The sequence below is a fragment of the Fusobacterium varium genome, from assembly GCA_021531615.1.
Classification (GTDB): domain Bacteria; phylum Fusobacteriota; class Fusobacteriia; order Fusobacteriales; family Fusobacteriaceae; genus Fusobacterium_A; species Fusobacterium_A varium_C.
This window is the reverse complement of sequence record JADYUE010000022.1, coordinates 1-16,723: the sequence shown is the minus strand read 5'-3', so window position 1 is coordinate 16,723 and position 16,723 is coordinate 1. Positions and strand designations below refer to the sequence as shown.

The window sequence follows — 16,723 nt, the reverse complement described above, 5'->3', positions numbered from 1 at the left end:
AGGCAGATGATGAGATGTATATCTATCTTGAGGATGAAAGAGTAGTATCAGGAAAAAAAATCATAGCTATTATTGATTATATACATTTGAATAGTGAAGAAAATAAAGAGTTTTTAGAGAATGAAAAAAAATTTAAAAAGATTATAAATCTAACTCCAGGATCAGAGAAAAGTGCAGTGATAACTGAGGATATTATATATTTTACATCCTATGCACTTTCTACTTTAATTAGGAGAGGAAACGAGTATTTTAGATTGAGTGGAGGTAAAAATGAGTAGTAATTATCAAGCAGAAAATATTACAGTCCTGGAAGGATTGGAGGCAGTAAGAAAGAGACCAGGGATGTATATAGGGACAACTTCTGAAAGAGGGCTACATCATCTTGTATGGGAGATAGTTGATAACTCTGTAGATGAGGCATTAGCTGGTTATTGTAATAGAATTGAGGTAAGCATACTGCCTGATAATATAATTGAGGTAAAGGACAATGGAAGAGGAATCCCAGTAGGAATACACCCTAAATATGGAAAATCAGCTCTTGAAATAGTACTTACAGTTCTTCATGCTGGAGGAAAATTTGAAAATGATAACTATAAGGTATCAGGAGGACTTCATGGAGTTGGAGTTTCTGTTGTAAATGCTCTTTCAGAGTGGTTAGAAGTTACAGTAAGAACAGATGGGAAGATATGGTATCAAAGATATGATAGAGGAATTCCAGAAGAGGATGTAAAAGAGATTGGTGTAGCTGGAAAAGATGAACATGGAACAACAGTTAGATTTAAAGCTGACTATGAGATTTTTGAAACATTAGTTTATGATTACAATACTTTAAAAAATAGATTAAAAGAGTTAGCATATTTGAATAAAGATTTAGAGATTTGCCTAAGCGACAGTAGAAAAGAGCCTTTTAAAAAAGAGGAGTTTAAATTTGAAGGAGGAATAGTAGATTTCTTAAAGGAGATCACAGAGGATACAGAGAAATTAATCTCTGAACCTATCTATATGTCTGGAGAGATTGATAATGTTGCTGTAGATATTGCATTTTTATATACAGTAAATCAAGCTGAGATAATCTACTCTTTTGTAAATAATATCAATACTCATGAGGGTGGAACGCATGTAAGTGGATTTAGAACTGCACTTACAAGAGTTATCAATGATGTGGGAAAAACTCAAGGATATCTGAAAGAAAAAGATGGAAAATTATTGGGAAATGATATTAGAGAGGGAGTTACAGCTATTGTTTCAGTTAAAGTTCCTCAACCACAATTTGAAGGGCAAACTAAGACAAAATTAGGAAACTCTGAGGTATCAGGAATTGTTTCTACAATAGTTGGAAATAGCTTAAAAATAGTTTTAGAAGATAATCCAAATGATACAAAAATTATTATAGATAAGATATTGAACTCTAAAAAAGCTAGAGAGGCTGCTCAAAGAGCAAGAGAATTAGTTTTAAGAAAATCTGTTTTAGAAGTTGGATCACTTCCTGGAAAGTTAGCAGACTGCTCATCTAAAGACCCAGCTGAATGTGAAATCTATATAGTTGAGGGAGATTCAGCAGGAGGATCAGCAAAACAAGGAAGAGATAGATCTCACCAAGCTATTTTACCATTGAGAGGTAAGATACTTAACGTTGAAAAAGCTGGATTGCATAAAGCTTTAGAAAATAATGAAGTTAGATCTATGATAACAGCTTTTGGAACAAGTATAGGAGATAGTTTTAATATTGAGAAGTTAAGATATGGAAAGATAATTATTATGACTGACGCCGATGTTGATGGTGCTCACATAAGAACACTACTTCTTACATTCCTATATAGATACTTAGTTGAACTTATTTACAATGGACATGTATATATAGCTCAACCACCTCTATACAAGATAACTACTGGAAAGCAAATAAGATATGCTTATAGTGATAAAGAATTAAAGGAGATCACATCAGTATTTGAAGGGGAAGATAAGAGATATACACTACAAAGATATAAAGGGTTAGGAGAGATGAACCCGGAACAACTTTGGGAAACAACTATGGATCCAAAATCGAGAACACTTCTTCAAGTTACAATAGATGATGCTAGAGCAGCAGATATGCTATTTGATAAACTTATGGGAGATAAAGTAGATCCAAGAAGAGAGTTTATTGAAGAAAATGCAGAGTATGTAAAAAATCTTGATATTTAATAGATTGATATGTATATGGATAGAAATAAAATTTTAGGAGGAAGAAATGTCGAATGTTACAAAAAGATATATAGAGGAGGAGATGAAACAATCTTATCTTGACTACTCTATGAGTGTTATTGTCAGTAGAGCACTTCCAGATGTAAGAGATGGAATGAAACCTGTACATAGAAGAATACTTTTTGCTATGAATGAATTGGGAATGACATATGATAAAGCTTACAAAAAGTCAGCTAGAATCGTAGGGGAAGTACTGGGGAAATACCATCCACATGGGGATTCATCAGTATATGGAGCTATTGTAAGAATGGCTCAAGATTTTAACTATAGATACCCACTTGTAGATGGACATGGAAACTTTGGGTCTATAGATGGTGACTCAGCAGCAGCAATGAGATATACAGAGGCAAGAATGGCTAAAATCAGTGGAGAGCTGATGGAGGATATAGATAAAAATACAATAGATTTTATGAAAAACTTTGATGATTCGTTAGATGAGCCAACAGTTCTTCCAGCAAAATTGCCAAATCTTCTTTTAAATGGAGCTACAGGGATAGCAGTAGGAATGGCTACAAATATTCCACCACACAATTTAGGAGAACTTGTAGATGGAATTTTAGCTCAAATAGAAAATCCAGATATAACTTGTTTAGAGCTAATGGATTATATAAAAGGTCCTGACTTCCCAACAGGTGGAATAATAGATGGACACAAGGGAATTAGAGATGCTTATTTAACTGGTAGAGGAAAAATAAGAGTAAGAGGAAAAGTTGAAGTTGAAGAGTTAAAAAGTGGAAAAGCAAATATTATAATTAAAGAGATTCCATATCAACTAAATAAAGCTGTTCTTATTGAAAAGATAGCTGATTTAGTAAAAGAGAAGAAAATCAATGGAATATCAGATTTGAGAGATGAGTCTGACAGAGATGGAATAAGAGTTGTAATTGAGGTTAAGAAAGGTGAAGAGCCTGAACTTATCTTAAATAAACTATATAAATTTACAGAACTTCAAAATACTTTTGGAATCATTATGCTAGCACTTGTAAATAATGCTCCTAAAGTTTTAAATTTAAAAGAGATCATAGCTGAATATCTAAAACATAGATTTATAGTTATCACAAGAAGAACTCAATTTGATTTGGAAAAAGCAGAGAAGAGAGCACATATTTTACAAGGGTATAGAATTGCCTTAGAAAATATTGATAGAATAATTGAGATAATTAGAGGATCAGCAGATGGAAATACAGCTAGAGAGGTTTTAATTGAAAAGTATGGTTTCTCTGATGTACAATCAAGAGCTATCCTTGATATGAAACTTCAAAGATTAACAGGTTTAGAAAGAGAAAAAATTGATGCTGAATATATTGAAATAGAGAAATATATTTTAGAACTAAAAGATATTCTTTCACATGATTCAAAAATATATGATATTATAAAGAAAGAGCTTATTTACCTAAAAGAAAAATATGGTGATGAGAGAAAAACTGTTATAGAAAATGAAAGAATGGAGATACTTCCAGAGGATCTAATTAAAGATGAAAGTGTTATTTTAACTCTTACAAATAAAGGGTATGTAAAGAGAATGGAAGTAAGTAAATATAAAGCTCAAAAAAGAGGTGGAAAGGGAGTTGCGAGTCAAAATACTATAGAGGATGATTTTGTAGTAAGTATTGATTCAGCAACAAACTTAGATACTTTAATGATCTTTACAAACCAAGGAAGAGTATTTAACCTAAAAGTTTATGAAATTCCAGAATCTTCAAAACAATCTAGAGGAAAACTAATTAGTAATATAATTAGAATTAGAGAGGACGAGAAGATAAGGGCTGTAATCAAAACAAGAGATTTCTCTTCTGAAAATGAAGTGGTATTTGTTACTAAAGAGGGACTTATCAAGAAAACAAATCTAAATGAATTTAAAAATATTAATAATTCTGGATTAAAAGCTATTAAATTAAAGCCAGAAGATGATATAATATACGTAGGACTAATAGAGGAGATAGATAAAGAGGAACTTCTATTGGCAACTAAATTAGGGCAATCAATAAGATTTGGAAGTGACAATGTAAGAGCTACTGGAAGAGATACTATGGGAGTTAAAGCAATTACATTAAAAGAGGGAGACTCTGTTGTTTCAGCAATGCTTATAAAAGATAGAGATGGAATGATTCTTACTATGACTGAAAATGGATATGGAAAGAGAACAAGAATAGATGAATATCCATTACAAGCTAGATCTGGTAAGGGAGTTATCAACTTGAGATGCAATGCTAAAACAGGAGATGTAGTTTCTGTCCTTCCAGCTCCAGACAGTGAAGAATTGATGGCTATAACATCATCAGGTATTGTAATAAGAATGCCTATGAGCTCAATAACTATCTATGGAAGAGCAACTCAAGGGGTTATTGTTATGAAAGTAGATAACGGAGAGAAAGTGGTATCTATAACAAAGGTAAAATCTGAAGATGATGATGAAATAGAAGAAGCAGATGTAGTTTCAACAAAAGAGTAATACTAAAATCAGAGGTTAACAGAAAATAAAGGGGTGGTATTATGAGAAAAGCATTACTTTTATTTGGAAATGAGATTGAAAGAGAAAACCTTATTGACAGTGCAGTTTATTTACAAAATAGCTTAGGATTTAAGATCTATCCATTGTATATTAAAGATATGGCAAGGGATAAGATAGTTGCAGCCTCAACAGACGGAATGATGTTAGGTGGAAGATCTCCTTTTATAATGCAAGGTTGGGCTGATGTTGAGAAAGAGGAGATAGAAGGACTAGAAAGAGATCTTAAAGCTAAGGGAATTTCTGAACCATTAGAAGTAGATATTGGACTTGTAAATGAAATTGTTACTGAGAAAATGAAAGAGTGTGATACCCTTTTAGTTGGAAAAAATGAGGTAATAACAGAGAGAATTGTTGGAATTTTAAAAGGAAACTATAAATCAATTATTCTAATAGGAGAAAAACCTTTAGTTAGTTTAGAAAAAGTGTTGATAGCTAATGATGATGGGGTAAAAATAAATAGAAGCTGCTATCAATTTACAAATCTATTTACAGAGGTAAAAAAATTTGATTCTTTCTCAATTAATATAGATTTAGAAGATAATATTCTATTAAATTATTTAAAAGATAAAGAGAAAATAGTTGATCATAGAGTTATAAAAACAGGTAACTATGATGAGATCTTAGAAAGAATAGGGCAATATAATTTCTTTATAATGGGAAATCTAAGTAGAAGTTATTTCTTTGAAAAGATAATTGGAAAAAATGGTATAAAATTATTGGAGAAGAGCAAAGCTCCTATATTCATAGGATAGAAAGAGTAAGATAATGAAAATATTGGTAATATCAGATTCACATGGAAGATTAGAAAGATTGATTTCGATTTATGAAAAGGAACAACCTGATGTTGTAATATGTGCTGGGGATCACAGTGAAGATGGAGAAAATCTCTCTTTTATTCACTCAGAGGCAAAATATTACATTGTTAAAGGTAATTGTGATTTTTATGATATAAAAAGTGAAGATGAGATGGTAATTGAGCTAGGAGAACACAGAGTTCTCCTAGCTCATGGTCATCATTACGGAGTAAAACAAACATATGGAATTATAGAGGCTAGGGGGAGAGAGTTAGGATGTGATATAGTGATATTTGGTCACACTCATAGACAGGAACTAATTGAAAAAGATGGAATAACTCTTTTTAATCCTGGAGCTGTTTTAAGTAATCAATATGGAATTTTAAAAATGGATAAAGAAAAGATTGATTTTCTTCAAAAAAGATCTTAAAATAATTAGAAATATATATAAAAGAATTAAAGTAGCCTTTAACACAGGGAGGAAAAATGAAGGAAAAGGTAGCACAATTAAGGGAGCAAGCACAAGTAAAAATTGAAAGTGCTGTTTCTTTACAAGAACTTGAAGAAATAAGAGTTAAACTATTAGGAAAAAAAGGAGAATTAACAGAGATATCTAAGGGAATGAAAAATCTTTCTCCAGAGGAAAGACCAGTATTAGGTCAACTTGTAAATGAAACAAGAGAGTTTATAACTAACTTGTTAGAAACAAAAAATCTTGAACTTAAAGAAAAAGAAAAAGAGGAGAGATTAGCAAAAGAGGTACTTGATATCACTCTTCCAGGAGAGGATATTCAACTTGGAACTATTCATCCAATAACAGAAACAATGAATTTTATGAAAAATATATTCATTGAGATGGGATTTGATGTGGCAGATGGTCCAGAAGTAGAATGGGTAAAATATAACTTTGATGCTTTAAATATACCACAAACACACCCTTCAAGAGATGTAAGCGATACTTTCTACATAACAGATGATGTAGTTTTAAGAACTCAAACATCACCAGTACAAGTAAGATATATGCTAAACCATAAACCACCATTTAGAATGATCTGTCCAGGAAAAGTTTACAGACCAGACTATGATGTTTCTCATACACCTATGTTTCACCAAATGGAAGGATTGATGATAGGGGAAAATATTTCTTTCGTAAATCTTAAAGGAATATTAACTCATTTTGTTAAGAAAGTTTTTGGAGAAACTGAAGTTAGATTTAGACCACACTTCTTCCCATTTACAGAGCCAAGTGCTGAAATGGACGTACAATGTGCTGTATGTAAAGGAAAAGGATGTAGAGTATGTAAAGATAGTGGTTGGTTAGAGATCATGGGATGCGGAATGGTAGATCCAGAAGTTTTAAAAGCAGTAGGATATGATCCTAATGAAGTAAGTGGATTTGCTTTCGGTGTTGGAATTGAAAGAGTTACTATGTTAAGACATGGTATAGATGACCTTAGAGCATTCTTTGAAAACGATGTAAGATTCTTAAAAAAATTTAAATAATTTCTGGAGGGAACAATGCTAATTTCACTAGACTGGCTAAAACAGTATGTAGATATAAAAGAAGATATACCTCAATTAGAAAATGCCTTAACAATGATAGGGCAAGAGGTAGAAGCTATTGATATACAAGGAAAACATTTAGATAATGTTGTAATTGGACAAATTACTGAATATGGAAAACATCCAAATTCAGACAAATTAACTCTATTAAAAGTTAATGTTGGAGCAGAAGAGGAGTTACAAATCGTCTGTGGAGCTCCAAATCATAAACTAGGAGATAAAGTAGTAGTTGCTAAAATAGGAGCTGTACTTCCTGGAGATTTTAAAATTAAAAAGAGCAAAATAAGAGATATTGAATCTTTTGGTATGCTATGCTCTCAAGTTGAATTAGGTATAGGAGAGGATGGAGATGGAATTATAATCCTTCCAGAAGATGCTCCTATTGGAGAAGAATATAGAAAATATGCTGGATTAGATGATGTAATATTTGAACTTGAAATTACACCAAATAGACCAGATTGTCTTTCTCACATAGGAATTGCTAGAGAGGTAGCAGCTTACTATGGAAGAAAGGTAAAATATCCTTCATACACTTTAAGTGAAGTTATTGATTCAGTTAATAACTATGCTAAAGTTAGAGTTGAAGATAAAGAGAGATGCAAAAGATACATGGGAAGAGTAATCAGAAATGTAACTGTTGCTGAATCTCCAGAATGGCTTAAAAAGAGAATCAGAGCTATGGGACTAAAACCTATAAACAATATTGTGGATATTACAAACTTTGTAATGTTTGAATATAACCAACCTATGCATGCTTTTGATTTAGATAAATTAGAAAATAATACTGTTGTTGTAAGAGCAGCAGAAAATGGAGAAAAAATCACTACTCTTGATGGTGTAGAGAGAGAGCTTGTAAATGGAGAACTTGTGATAGCTGACGAAGTTAAACCTATCGCTATTGCAGGAATTATAGGTGGACAAGCTACACAAATAGAAGCTGAAACTAAAAATGTATTCTTAGAAGTTGCATACTTCACACCAGATAACATTAGAAAATCAGCAAAAAAACTTGGAATTGTAACAGATTCTGGATATAGAAATGAGAGAGGATTAGATATTGAAAATCTTCCTGAAGTAATAGATAGAGCTGCAGCTTTAATAGCTGAAGTGGCATCTGGAGAGGTTTTAGATGAAGTTATAGACAAATATATAGAAAAACCTCAAAAGTTTGAAATTCCTTTAAATCTAACTAAATTAAATACCTTCATCGGTAAAAAACTTGAGTTTGATACAGTTGGAAAAATTTTAAGTAACTTAGGACTAGGAATAAAAACTTTATCACAAGATATGTTACTAATCACACCACCTACATATAGAACTGACTTAACAAGACCAGAAGATCTATATGAAGAAGTTATTAGAATGTATGGATTTGAAAATATTGAAGCTGTTATGCCAGTTGAAGATATAGAATCTGGATTAAAAGATAGCAAAATTTCAGTAGCTGACAATTTAAAAGAGATTTTAAAAGAGATTGGATTACATGAAGTTATAAACTATACATTTATTCCAAGAGAAGCTTTAGATATTTTAAAAATCAAAGATAAGGTTATTGAAATAAGCAATCCATTAAGTGAAGATATGGTAATTGTTAGACCAACTCTTATGTATAGCTTACTAGCTAATATTAGAGATAACTTCAATAGAAACCAATTTGACCTTAGATTCTTTGAAGTATCAAAAGTATTCACTCCAGCTGAAGAGTTAGCAAATGAAGATCTAAGAATCTGTGTAGCTATTGCAGGAAAACCAGAGAGAACTTTATGGAATCCAAAACCAAAAGCATATGATTTTTATACTATGAAAGGTTATGTAGAAAAACTTCTTGAATACATGGGAATCAACAGATATAAACTAGAAAGAAGCTCAAATGAAAACTTCCATCCAGGAAGAAGTGCTGATATCAAAATAGGAAATGATGTTATAGGAACATTTGGAGAGGTTCACCCAGATGTACTTGAAGCTATGGATATCAAGAGAGAGAGAGCCTATGTAGCTGATATAGATTTAGCAAGAGCTGAAAAATATATTAAGAGTGCAGTAAAATATGAAAGAATAGTAAAATATCCAGAGGTAACAAGAGACCTTGCTATTGTTATGGATAAAGATATTCTAGTTGGAAATATGGTTGAAGATCTAAAGAGAGTTTCTCCATTAATCGAAAAAATAGAGATATTTGACGTTTATGAGGGAGAAAGAATAGATGCTGATAAAAAATCAGTAGCTATAAGTATTGTACTTAGAAATAAAGTAAAAACTCTTGAAGAAAAAGAGATAAATGATGTTGTAACTAAAGTGTTGGAAACTATTTCTAAAAAATATAGAGGGGAAATAAGACAATAACATTAGGAGGGACACAAATGGATTCTCTAAGAGAACTTTTTAAAGTGGGAAATGGACCATCTAGTTCACATACTATTGGACCAGAAAGAGCAGCTAAAAAATTTAAGGAAAAAAATCCAAAGGCAGCAAGATATGAGGTAGAATTATACGGATCTCTAGCTCTTACAGGAAAAGGTCATCTTACAGACTGGATAATAATTGAAACTTTAAAACCAATTCCAGTAGAGATAAAATGGCTACCAGAAGTGGTTTATGACTATCACACTAACGGAATGAAGTTTAGAGCCTATGATGAAAATGGAGCTATGTTAGATGAATGGCTAGTATTTTCAGTAGGTGGAGGAACTATAATGGAGCTTGGACAAGAGAGAAGAGCCTCATCAAAAATCTATCCATATTCAAAGATGGAAGATATTAAAAATTGGTGTGAAAGAGAGAGAAAAGAGTATTGGGAGTATGTAACAGAGTTTGAAGGAGAGGGAATATTTGACTTCTTAAAAATCATTTGGGATGCTATGTCAGAGGCTGTTGAAAGAGGAATTGATAAAACAGGTGTACTTCCTGGAACATTGAAACTTTCGAGAAGAGCTCAAGGATTTTATAGAAAAGCAAGAAATAATCACAGCAGAGGAGGATTTCTTGGTAGAATATTTGCTTATACTTTAGCAGTTGCAGAGGAAAATGGAGCTGGAGGAAAAGTTGTTACAGCCCCAACTTGTGGAGCTTGTGGAATAATTCCAGGGCTTATGTATGCTTTGAGAGAGGAATATGAACTTTCAGAGAAAGAGATTTTAAAAGGTTTAGCAGTAGCTGGACTTATAGGAAATATAGTTAAAGAAAATGCAACTATATCAGGTGCTGAGGGAGGTTGTCAAGCAGAGGTTGGAACAGCTTGTGCAATGGCAGCAGGAATGGCATGTTTCCTATTAGGAGGTTCTCTAGATCAGATAGAGTATGCAGCAGAGATGGCTTTAGAACACCATCTAGGATTGACTTGTGATCCTGTTGGTGGATATGTTCAAATCCCTTGTATAGAGAGAAATGCAGCTGCCTCAGCAAGAGCTTTAGATTCAGCAGCATATAGCTTATACACAGATGGAAAACACACTGTTTCTTTTGACCAAGTTGTAATAACTATGGGTGAAACAGGAAAGGATTTGAAACAAGAGTATAAAGAGACATCTTTAGGTGGATTGGCAAAATTTCGGTTTAATGCAGAATGTTAAAAAATAATTGAAAAGTTGATAAGAGGAAAACTATGTAGTTTTCCTCTTTAAACTTTTATAGAGAAAGGAAGATGATATGAAATTAGTAGTTGGACTTGGAAACCCTGGAGATAAATATGCTAAGACAAGACACAATGTGGGGTTTGAAGTTATTAATAATTTACAAAAAGAACTAAATATTACTATGGAAAGAGAGAAATTTCAAGGGTTACTTAGTGAAAAGACAATTGATGGAGAAAAAGTTTTATTTTTAAAGCCATTGACTTTTATGAATTTAAGTGGTAATTCCATAGTAGCAGTAGTAAACTTTTATAAGATTGATCCTAAGAAAGATATGATAGTTATCTATGATGATATGGATCTACCAGTTGGAAAATTGAGAGTAAAAGAGAAGGGAAGCTCAGGGGGACATAATGGAATAAAATCTATTATATCTCATCTAGGAGATGAATTTTTACGTATAAAATGTGGAATAGGAAAAAGTAAAAATGATACCATAGATTTTGTCTTAGGTCAGTTTGATAAAATTGAACAAGAGGCAGTAGATGAAATGATAAAGAATGCTTCTAAATGTGCCTTAGATATGGTTGCTGATATTGAATTAGGCAGAATAATGCAGAAATACAACAAAAAGTAAAAAGATAGAATTCAAAAAAATGCGAAAAGATATTGTTAAATGGACATAAATGTGGTAAACTGATTAGTAGAAATTAACTTTACGAAAGGAGATTCATATGAGATTTTTTGGTTTCAGAGGAGGAGTACATCCGCCTGAAAATAAACTTCAGACAGAAAATATGCCAGTTGAAAAACTAGCAGCACCAAAGATGTTGTATATAGCTTTATTACAACATATAGGATCACCACTAGATCCAATAGTAGCAATTGGAGATAAAGTTCTTAAAGGTCAAAAGATTGCTGACTCTCAAGGATTTTTAACATCTCCTATACATTCACCAGTAAGTGGAACAGTAAAGAAAATAGAAGAACATGTATTTCCACTAATGGGAAGAATTAAAACTATCATGATTGAAAATGATGGAGAAGAAACTTGGGCAGAGTTACCAAAAATTGAAAATTGGGAAACTGCTGACAAAAAAGATTTATTAGCAATGATCAGAGAGAAAGGAATAGTAGGTATTGGAGGAGCAAGCTTCCCTACTCATGTAAAACTTAATCCACCAGCAGATGTAAAAATCGATACTTTACTATTAAACGGAGCAGAGTGTGAGCCATACTTAAACTCAGATAATAGACTTATGCTTGAGCATCCAGAAAGCATAATTAATGGTATTAAAATCATTAAAAAAATTCTAGGTGTAGAAACAGCAATTGTTGGTATTGAAGAAAATAAACCTGAAGCTATAGCTTCTATGAAAAAAGCAGCAGAGGGTACAGGAATTGAGATTGCACCTTTAAAAACAAAATATCCTCAAGGAGGAGAAAAACAATTAATTAAAGCAGTTTTAAATAGAGAAGTTCCATCTGGAAAACTTCCATCAGCTGTAGGAGTAGTTGTTCAAAACACTGGTACAGCAGCTGCAATCTATGAAGGATTAGTAAATGGAATTCCTCTAATTGAAAAAGTTGTTACAGTTTCAGGAAAAGCAATAGCTAATCCAAAAAATGTTAAGGTAGCAATAGGAACACCGTTCTCTTATATACTAGATCACTGTGGAGTAAACAGAGAGATAGTAGATAAACTTGTAATGGGAGGACCTATGATGGGAATGGCTCAATTCTCTGAAGAAGCTCCTGTTATTAAAGGAACTTCTGGACTTCTTGCACTTACAAAAGAAGAGACAAACCCATACAAACCAAAAGCTTGTATCGGTTGTGGAAAATGTGTAGGAGCTTGTCCTATGGGACTTGAACCTCTTATGTTTGCAAGATTAGCAGCTTTTGAGCAATGGGAAGAGATTGGAAAATATAACTTAATGGATTGTATTGAATGTGGTTCATGTGCTTATATCTGTCCAGCTAATAGACCATTAACAGAAGCTATTAAAATCGGTAAATCAAAATTAAGAGCAATGAAAAAATAAAAGAAATTTAGGTTATTAGGAGGGTACAAGTGTCTAGTATTTTAAAAATGGGGCCATCACCTCATATAAGAACATCAGAAACAGTTGAAAAAGTAATGTATGATGTAATAATAGCATTGATACCAGCATTTTTAGTTGCTGTTTATGTATTCGGAATCAGAGCCGTAATTGTAACAGCAGTTGCTATTTTATCATGTATTGTTACAGAGTTTGTTTGTCAAAAAGTAATGGGACAGGAGATATCAGTATTTGATGGAAGTGCTGTTCTAACAGGAATTTTATTTTCTTTCGTTATTCCAGTAAACATGGCTTTACCTTATGTTATAGTTGGCTCAGTAGTAGCTATAGCTCTTGGAAAAATGGTTTTTGGAGGGCTAGGACATAACGTATTCAACCCTGCATTAGTAGGAAGAGCATTTGTTCAAGCTTCATGGCCAGTAGCTATCACAACTTTCACATTAGATGGAAAGGGAGGAGCTACAGTTCTTACTTCAATGAGAGGACTTTCAGCAGATCCTATGCTAATAGCTGAAGGAAACCAATATGTACAAGCTCTTATTGGAAAAATGGGAGGATGTTTAGGAGAAACTTCTGCACTAGCTCTATTAATTGGAGGAGTATACTTAATCTATAAAAAACAAATAGATTGGAAAGTTCCTGCAATAATAATTGGTACAGTATTTGTACTTACTTGGGCTATGGGTGGAGATCCTGTAATGCATATTCTTTCTGGAGGATTATTCTTAGGAGCTTTCTTCATGGCAACTGATATGGTAACAAGTCCTCATACAGAAAAAGGAAAAATTATATTTGCTTTACTATTAGGATTATTAATATCACTAATTAGAATGAAAGGTGGATATCCTGAAGGTGTTGCTTACTCAATTCTTATTATGAATGGAGTAGTACCTTTAATCAATAGATATACTAAGCCTAAAAAATTTGGTGAGGTGAAGTCTAATGAAAAATAGATTTGTGCACTATGGAGCAGTTCTTTTAATAATTGCAGCTGTTTCAGCAGGAGTTTTAGGAGCTGTAAACGACTTTACTAAAACTGTAATTCAAGAAAATGAATTAAAAACAGTAAACCAAGCTAGAATGAAAGTTCTATCTGTAGCAAAAAGCTTTAAACAAGATGAAGCTGTTACAACTGAAGGACTTGAATTTATACCAGGGTATAATGAAGGTGGAGAGCTTGTAGGATATGTTACAACTGTAGCTCAACCAGGATATGGTGGAGATATTAAATGGGTTATGGGAATAACAAAAGATGGTAAAATAGCTGGAATGGATATCATAGGATGTCAAGAAACTCCAGGACTAGGAGCTAAAGTTCAAGAGAGAGAGTGGCAAGATCACTGGATTGGAGAAGATAAAACTCATGAATTCAATAAATCTGTTGACGCTTTCGCAGGAGCAACAATATCTCCAAAAGCTGTTTATGATGGTTTAATGAGAACATTGACAGCTTATGAAAACGGGGTGAGAAAATAGATGAAAACTAATTATGGAAAGATAATAGTATCTGGAATTTTTAAAGAAAACCCAATATTTGTATTATTTTTAGGACTTTGTCCTACACTAGGGGTAACAAGTTCAGCTATGAATGGATTATCTATGGGACTTGCAGTTATTGCAGTTCTTGCTTTTTCAAACTTAATAATTTCTGCATTAAAGAAATTAATTCCAGATCAAGTAAGAATCCCAGCTTTTATTATGATAATTGCATCACTAGTTACAATAGTTGAAATGGTAATGAAGGCTTATACTCCTGATCTTTATAAAGTGTTGGGACTATTTATTCCTCTTATAGTTGTTAACTGTATCGTACTTGGAAGAGCAGAAAGTTTTGCATCTAAAAATGGTGTAGTTGCATCTTTCTTAGATGGAATTGGATCAGGACTTGGATTTACTCTTTCTTTAACAGTTTTAGGAATTATTAGAGAAATCTTAGGAAATGGAACAGTATTTGGTATGAGAGTAACACCAGCTAGCTATTCACCAGCTCTTATATTCATACTAGCTCCAGGAGCTTTCTTTACAATAGCTTGTATCAAAGCATTCCTAAACTATCTTGAAATGAAAAAAAGTAGGGAGGGATAATCGTGAGTTTTGGAAGTCTTTTTAGTATTATTATAGGTTCAATTTTTATAAATAACGTTATCTTTGCTAAGTTCTTAGGATGTTGTCCATTTATGGGAGTTTCTAAAAAAGTAGATGCTTCTTTAGGAATGGGAATGGCAGTAACATTTGTTATTACTATTGCTTCTGGAATAACTTGGCTTGTATATCACTTTTTATTAGATCCATTTGGATTAGGATATCTACAAACTATAGCTTTTATCCTGATAATAGCAGCTCTAGTTCAATTTGTTGAAATGGCTATTGCTAAAACATCACCAGGTTTATATAAAGCTCTAGGAGTATTCTTACCTCTTATCACAACTAACTGTGCTGTACTAGGGGTAGCAATTATTAATATTCAAGAAGGATATAATTTTATTGAAACTTTAGTAAATGGATTCTCAGTTGCTGTTGGATTCTCACTTGCACTAGTATTATTAGCAGGAATTAGAGAAAGAATAGAATACTCAGCAATCCCAGCACCATTTAAAGGTATTCCTATTGCATTTATTTCAGCAGGATTACTAGCAATGGCATTTATGGGATTCAGTGGAATGCAAATATAAATATTTTGGAGGTTAATATGGAAGCAATAATGATGCCTGCTATAGTGTTAGGACTAACAGGGCTTGCTATGGGGTTATTCTTAGCATTTGCTTCAATGAAGTTCGAGATTGAAGTTGATCCTAAGATTGAAGCAATAATGGGTGTCCTTCCAGGTGCAAACTGTGGAGGATGTGGATTTCCAGGATGTTCTGGATATGCAGCAGCTATCGTAAATGAAGGGGCAGCAATGTCACTTTGTGCTCCAGGAGGAGGAGCTGTAGCAGCTAAAATCGGAGAAATTATGGGTGCATCTGTAGAAGTATCTGATGAGAAGATAGTTGCAAAAGTATTATGTCAAGGAGATAATACTAAAACAACTAAGATATATGAATTTGATGGAGAATTACAAACTTGTGCAGCTATGATGCTTTATGCAGGTGGAGATAAATCATGTGTTTACTCATGTTTAGGACATGGGGACTGTGAAAAAGTATGTCCAGTTGGAGCTATCAAAGTTAATGAAAGAGGAATAGCAGAAGTTAATGAAGATAAATGTATCTCTTGTGGACTATGTCAAAAAACTTGTCCTAAGAAAGTTATAGCTATGCTACCTCAAAATAAAAAAGTTACTGTTGCTTGTTCTTCTAAAGATAAAGGAGCAGTTGCTAGAAAAGCTTGTTCAACAGCTTGTATCGGTTGTGGAATATGTGCAAAAGCATGTCCAGTTGGAGCTATCACAGTTGAAAACAACCTAGCTAAGATAGATCCAGCTAAATGTATCCAATGTGGATTATGTGCAGGAAAATGTCCTACAGGAGCTATTAAAAGCGAAATCAAAGAGATAAAGAAAGCTGAAATAATAGAAGATAAATGTGTAGGATGTACAATGTGTGCAAAAGTGTGTCCAGTTGGTGCTATTGAAGGAGAATTAAAAGGAAAACACAAAGTAAATCCTGATAAATGTATTGGTTGTGGATTATGCTTTGATAAATGTAAATTAAAAGCTATTAAAATGAATGTAGTAGCAACAAGAGATTAGTAAAAAATAAAGAGGTTAGATAAATTGTTTAGAGCAGTTTTTCTAATCTCTTTTTATTTATTAAGTTAGTAAAGTAGATATAATTATATGTATATGAATAAAAATAAAAAAAGATTTTTTTATTCTTAAAATATAGTAATAAGTAAAATAAAAAATTATTTTGTACACAAGATGACATTTTTGTATTATACTATAAGTATAGGGAGTATAATAAATAAATTTTGGAGGGAAAATATGGCAAGATATATTTTAAATGAAACAAGCTATTTTGGAATAGGAAGTAGAGC

General features: G+C 32.6%; 15 protein-coding genes. All 15 read left to right on the top strand.

Going from position 1 to position 16,723, the window contains the following annotated elements:
* Positions 1 to 14: 14 nt before the first annotated feature.
* Positions 15 to 278, top strand: coding sequence for a DUF370 domain-containing protein (locus I6E31_07920; GenBank protein MCF2639898.1), 264 nt, complete (start codon positions 15 to 17; stop codon positions 276 to 278).
* On the top strand, positions 271 to 2,184 hold the full coding sequence (gene gyrB / locus I6E31_07915; GenBank protein ID MCF2639897.1) for a DNA topoisomerase (ATP-hydrolyzing) subunit B: 1,914 nt from the start codon (positions 271 to 273) through the stop codon (positions 2,182 to 2,184). Before I6E31_07920 ends, gyrB begins: the two co-directional genes overlap by 8 nt.
* Positions 2,185 to 2,230: 46 nt before the next feature.
* Positions 2,231 to 4,696, top strand: a complete 2,466-nt coding sequence (gene gyrA / locus I6E31_07910; GenBank protein ID MCF2639896.1) for a DNA gyrase subunit A — start codon at positions 2,231 to 2,233, stop codon at positions 4,694 to 4,696.
* 41 nt (positions 4,697 to 4,737) lie between these two features.
* Positions 4,738 to 5,508 (top strand): hypothetical protein, encoded by a 771-nt coding sequence (locus I6E31_07905; GenBank protein MCF2639895.1) that lies wholly within the window; start codon positions 4,738 to 4,740, stop codon positions 5,506 to 5,508.
* Positions 5,509 to 5,521: 13 nt separating this feature from the next.
* Positions 5,522 to 5,980 (top strand): metallophosphoesterase, encoded by a 459-nt coding sequence (locus I6E31_07900; protein ID MCF2639894.1) that lies wholly within the window; start codon positions 5,522 to 5,524, stop codon positions 5,978 to 5,980.
* 56 nt (positions 5,981 to 6,036) lie between these two features.
* A complete protein-coding gene (gene pheS, locus I6E31_07895; GenBank protein ID MCF2639893.1) occupies positions 6,037 to 7,053 on the top strand; it encodes a phenylalanine--tRNA ligase subunit alpha in 1,017 nt (338 codons plus the stop codon).
* 15 nt (positions 7,054 to 7,068) lie between these two features.
* Entirely contained in the window at positions 7,069 to 9,456 is a 2,388-nt protein-coding gene (locus I6E31_07890; GenBank protein ID MCF2639892.1) for a phenylalanine--tRNA ligase subunit beta, read from the top strand.
* 17 nt (positions 9,457 to 9,473) lie between these two features.
* On the top strand, positions 9,474 to 10,682 hold the full coding sequence (locus I6E31_07885) for an L-serine ammonia-lyase, iron-sulfur-dependent, subunit alpha (protein ID MCF2639891.1): 1,209 nt from the start codon (positions 9,474 to 9,476) through the stop codon (positions 10,680 to 10,682).
* 76 nt (positions 10,683 to 10,758) lie between these two features.
* A complete protein-coding gene (locus I6E31_07880) occupies positions 10,759 to 11,319 on the top strand; it encodes an aminoacyl-tRNA hydrolase (GenBank protein ID MCF2639890.1) in 561 nt (186 codons plus the stop codon).
* A 97-nt stretch (positions 11,320 to 11,416) separates the two neighbouring features.
* Positions 11,417 to 12,727, top strand: a complete 1,311-nt coding sequence (gene rsxC / locus I6E31_07875) for an electron transport complex subunit RsxC (GenBank protein ID MCF2639889.1) — start codon at positions 11,417 to 11,419, stop codon at positions 12,725 to 12,727.
* 29 nt (positions 12,728 to 12,756) lie between these two features.
* On the top strand, positions 12,757 to 13,698 hold the full coding sequence (locus I6E31_07870) for an RnfABCDGE type electron transport complex subunit D (GenBank protein ID MCF2639888.1): 942 nt from the start codon (positions 12,757 to 12,759) through the stop codon (positions 13,696 to 13,698).
* On the top strand, positions 13,688 to 14,221 hold the full coding sequence (locus I6E31_07865) for an RnfABCDGE type electron transport complex subunit G (GenBank protein ID MCF2639887.1): 534 nt from the start codon (positions 13,688 to 13,690) through the stop codon (positions 14,219 to 14,221). The genes I6E31_07870 and I6E31_07865 overlap by 11 nt, the downstream gene beginning before the upstream one ends.
* A complete protein-coding gene (locus tag I6E31_07860; protein MCF2639886.1) occupies positions 14,222 to 14,830 on the top strand; it encodes an electron transport complex subunit E in 609 nt (202 codons plus the stop codon).
* Between the two features lie 2 nt (positions 14,831 to 14,832).
* Positions 14,833 to 15,417: an electron transport complex subunit RsxA gene (gene rsxA, locus I6E31_07855; GenBank protein MCF2639885.1), complete on the top strand. Its 585-nt coding sequence runs from the start codon at positions 14,833 to 14,835 to the stop codon at positions 15,415 to 15,417.
* Positions 15,418 to 15,434: 17 nt separating this feature from the next.
* The gene (locus I6E31_07850; protein MCF2639884.1) at positions 15,435 to 16,436 is read left to right on the top strand and encodes an RnfABCDGE type electron transport complex subunit B; all 1,002 of its coding nucleotides are present in this window, start codon (positions 15,435 to 15,437) and stop codon (positions 16,434 to 16,436) included.
* The last annotated feature ends 287 nt before the right edge of the window (positions 16,437 to 16,723 follow it).

Excerpts from the sequence above, each read along its gene's own strand:
- I6E31_07860 (MCF2639886.1), top strand. The coding sequence starts at position 14,222 with ATGAAAACTAATTATGGAAAGATAATAGTATCTGGAATTTTTAAAGAA.
- I6E31_07900 (MCF2639894.1), top strand. The coding sequence starts at position 5,522 with ATGAAAATATTGGTAATATCAGATTCACATGGAAGATTAGAAAGATTG.
- I6E31_07905 (MCF2639895.1), top strand. The coding sequence starts at position 4,738 with ATGAGAAAAGCATTACTTTTATTTGGAAATGAGATTGAAAGAGAAAAC.
- I6E31_07850 (MCF2639884.1), top strand. The coding sequence starts at position 15,435 with ATGGAAGCAATAATGATGCCTGCTATAGTGTTAGGACTAACAGGGCTT.
- I6E31_07920 (MCF2639898.1), top strand. The coding sequence starts at position 15 with ATGTATATCTATCTTGAGGATGAAAGAGTAGTATCAGGAAAAAAAATC.
- pheS (MCF2639893.1), top strand. The coding sequence starts at position 6,037 with ATGAAGGAAAAGGTAGCACAATTAAGGGAGCAAGCACAAGTAAAAATT.
- I6E31_07865 (MCF2639887.1), top strand. The coding sequence starts at position 13,688 with ATGAAAAATAGATTTGTGCACTATGGAGCAGTTCTTTTAATAATTGCA.
- I6E31_07890 (MCF2639892.1), top strand. The coding sequence starts at position 7,069 with ATGCTAATTTCACTAGACTGGCTAAAACAGTATGTAGATATAAAAGAA.
- gyrA (MCF2639896.1), top strand. The coding sequence starts at position 2,231 with ATGTCGAATGTTACAAAAAGATATATAGAGGAGGAGATGAAACAATCT.
- rsxC (MCF2639889.1), top strand. The coding sequence starts at position 11,417 with ATGAGATTTTTTGGTTTCAGAGGAGGAGTACATCCGCCTGAAAATAAA.
- I6E31_07880 (MCF2639890.1), top strand. The coding sequence starts at position 10,759 with ATGAAATTAGTAGTTGGACTTGGAAACCCTGGAGATAAATATGCTAAG.
- I6E31_07885 (MCF2639891.1), top strand. The coding sequence starts at position 9,474 with ATGGATTCTCTAAGAGAACTTTTTAAAGTGGGAAATGGACCATCTAGT.
- gyrB (MCF2639897.1), top strand. The coding sequence starts at position 271 with ATGAGTAGTAATTATCAAGCAGAAAATATTACAGTCCTGGAAGGATTG.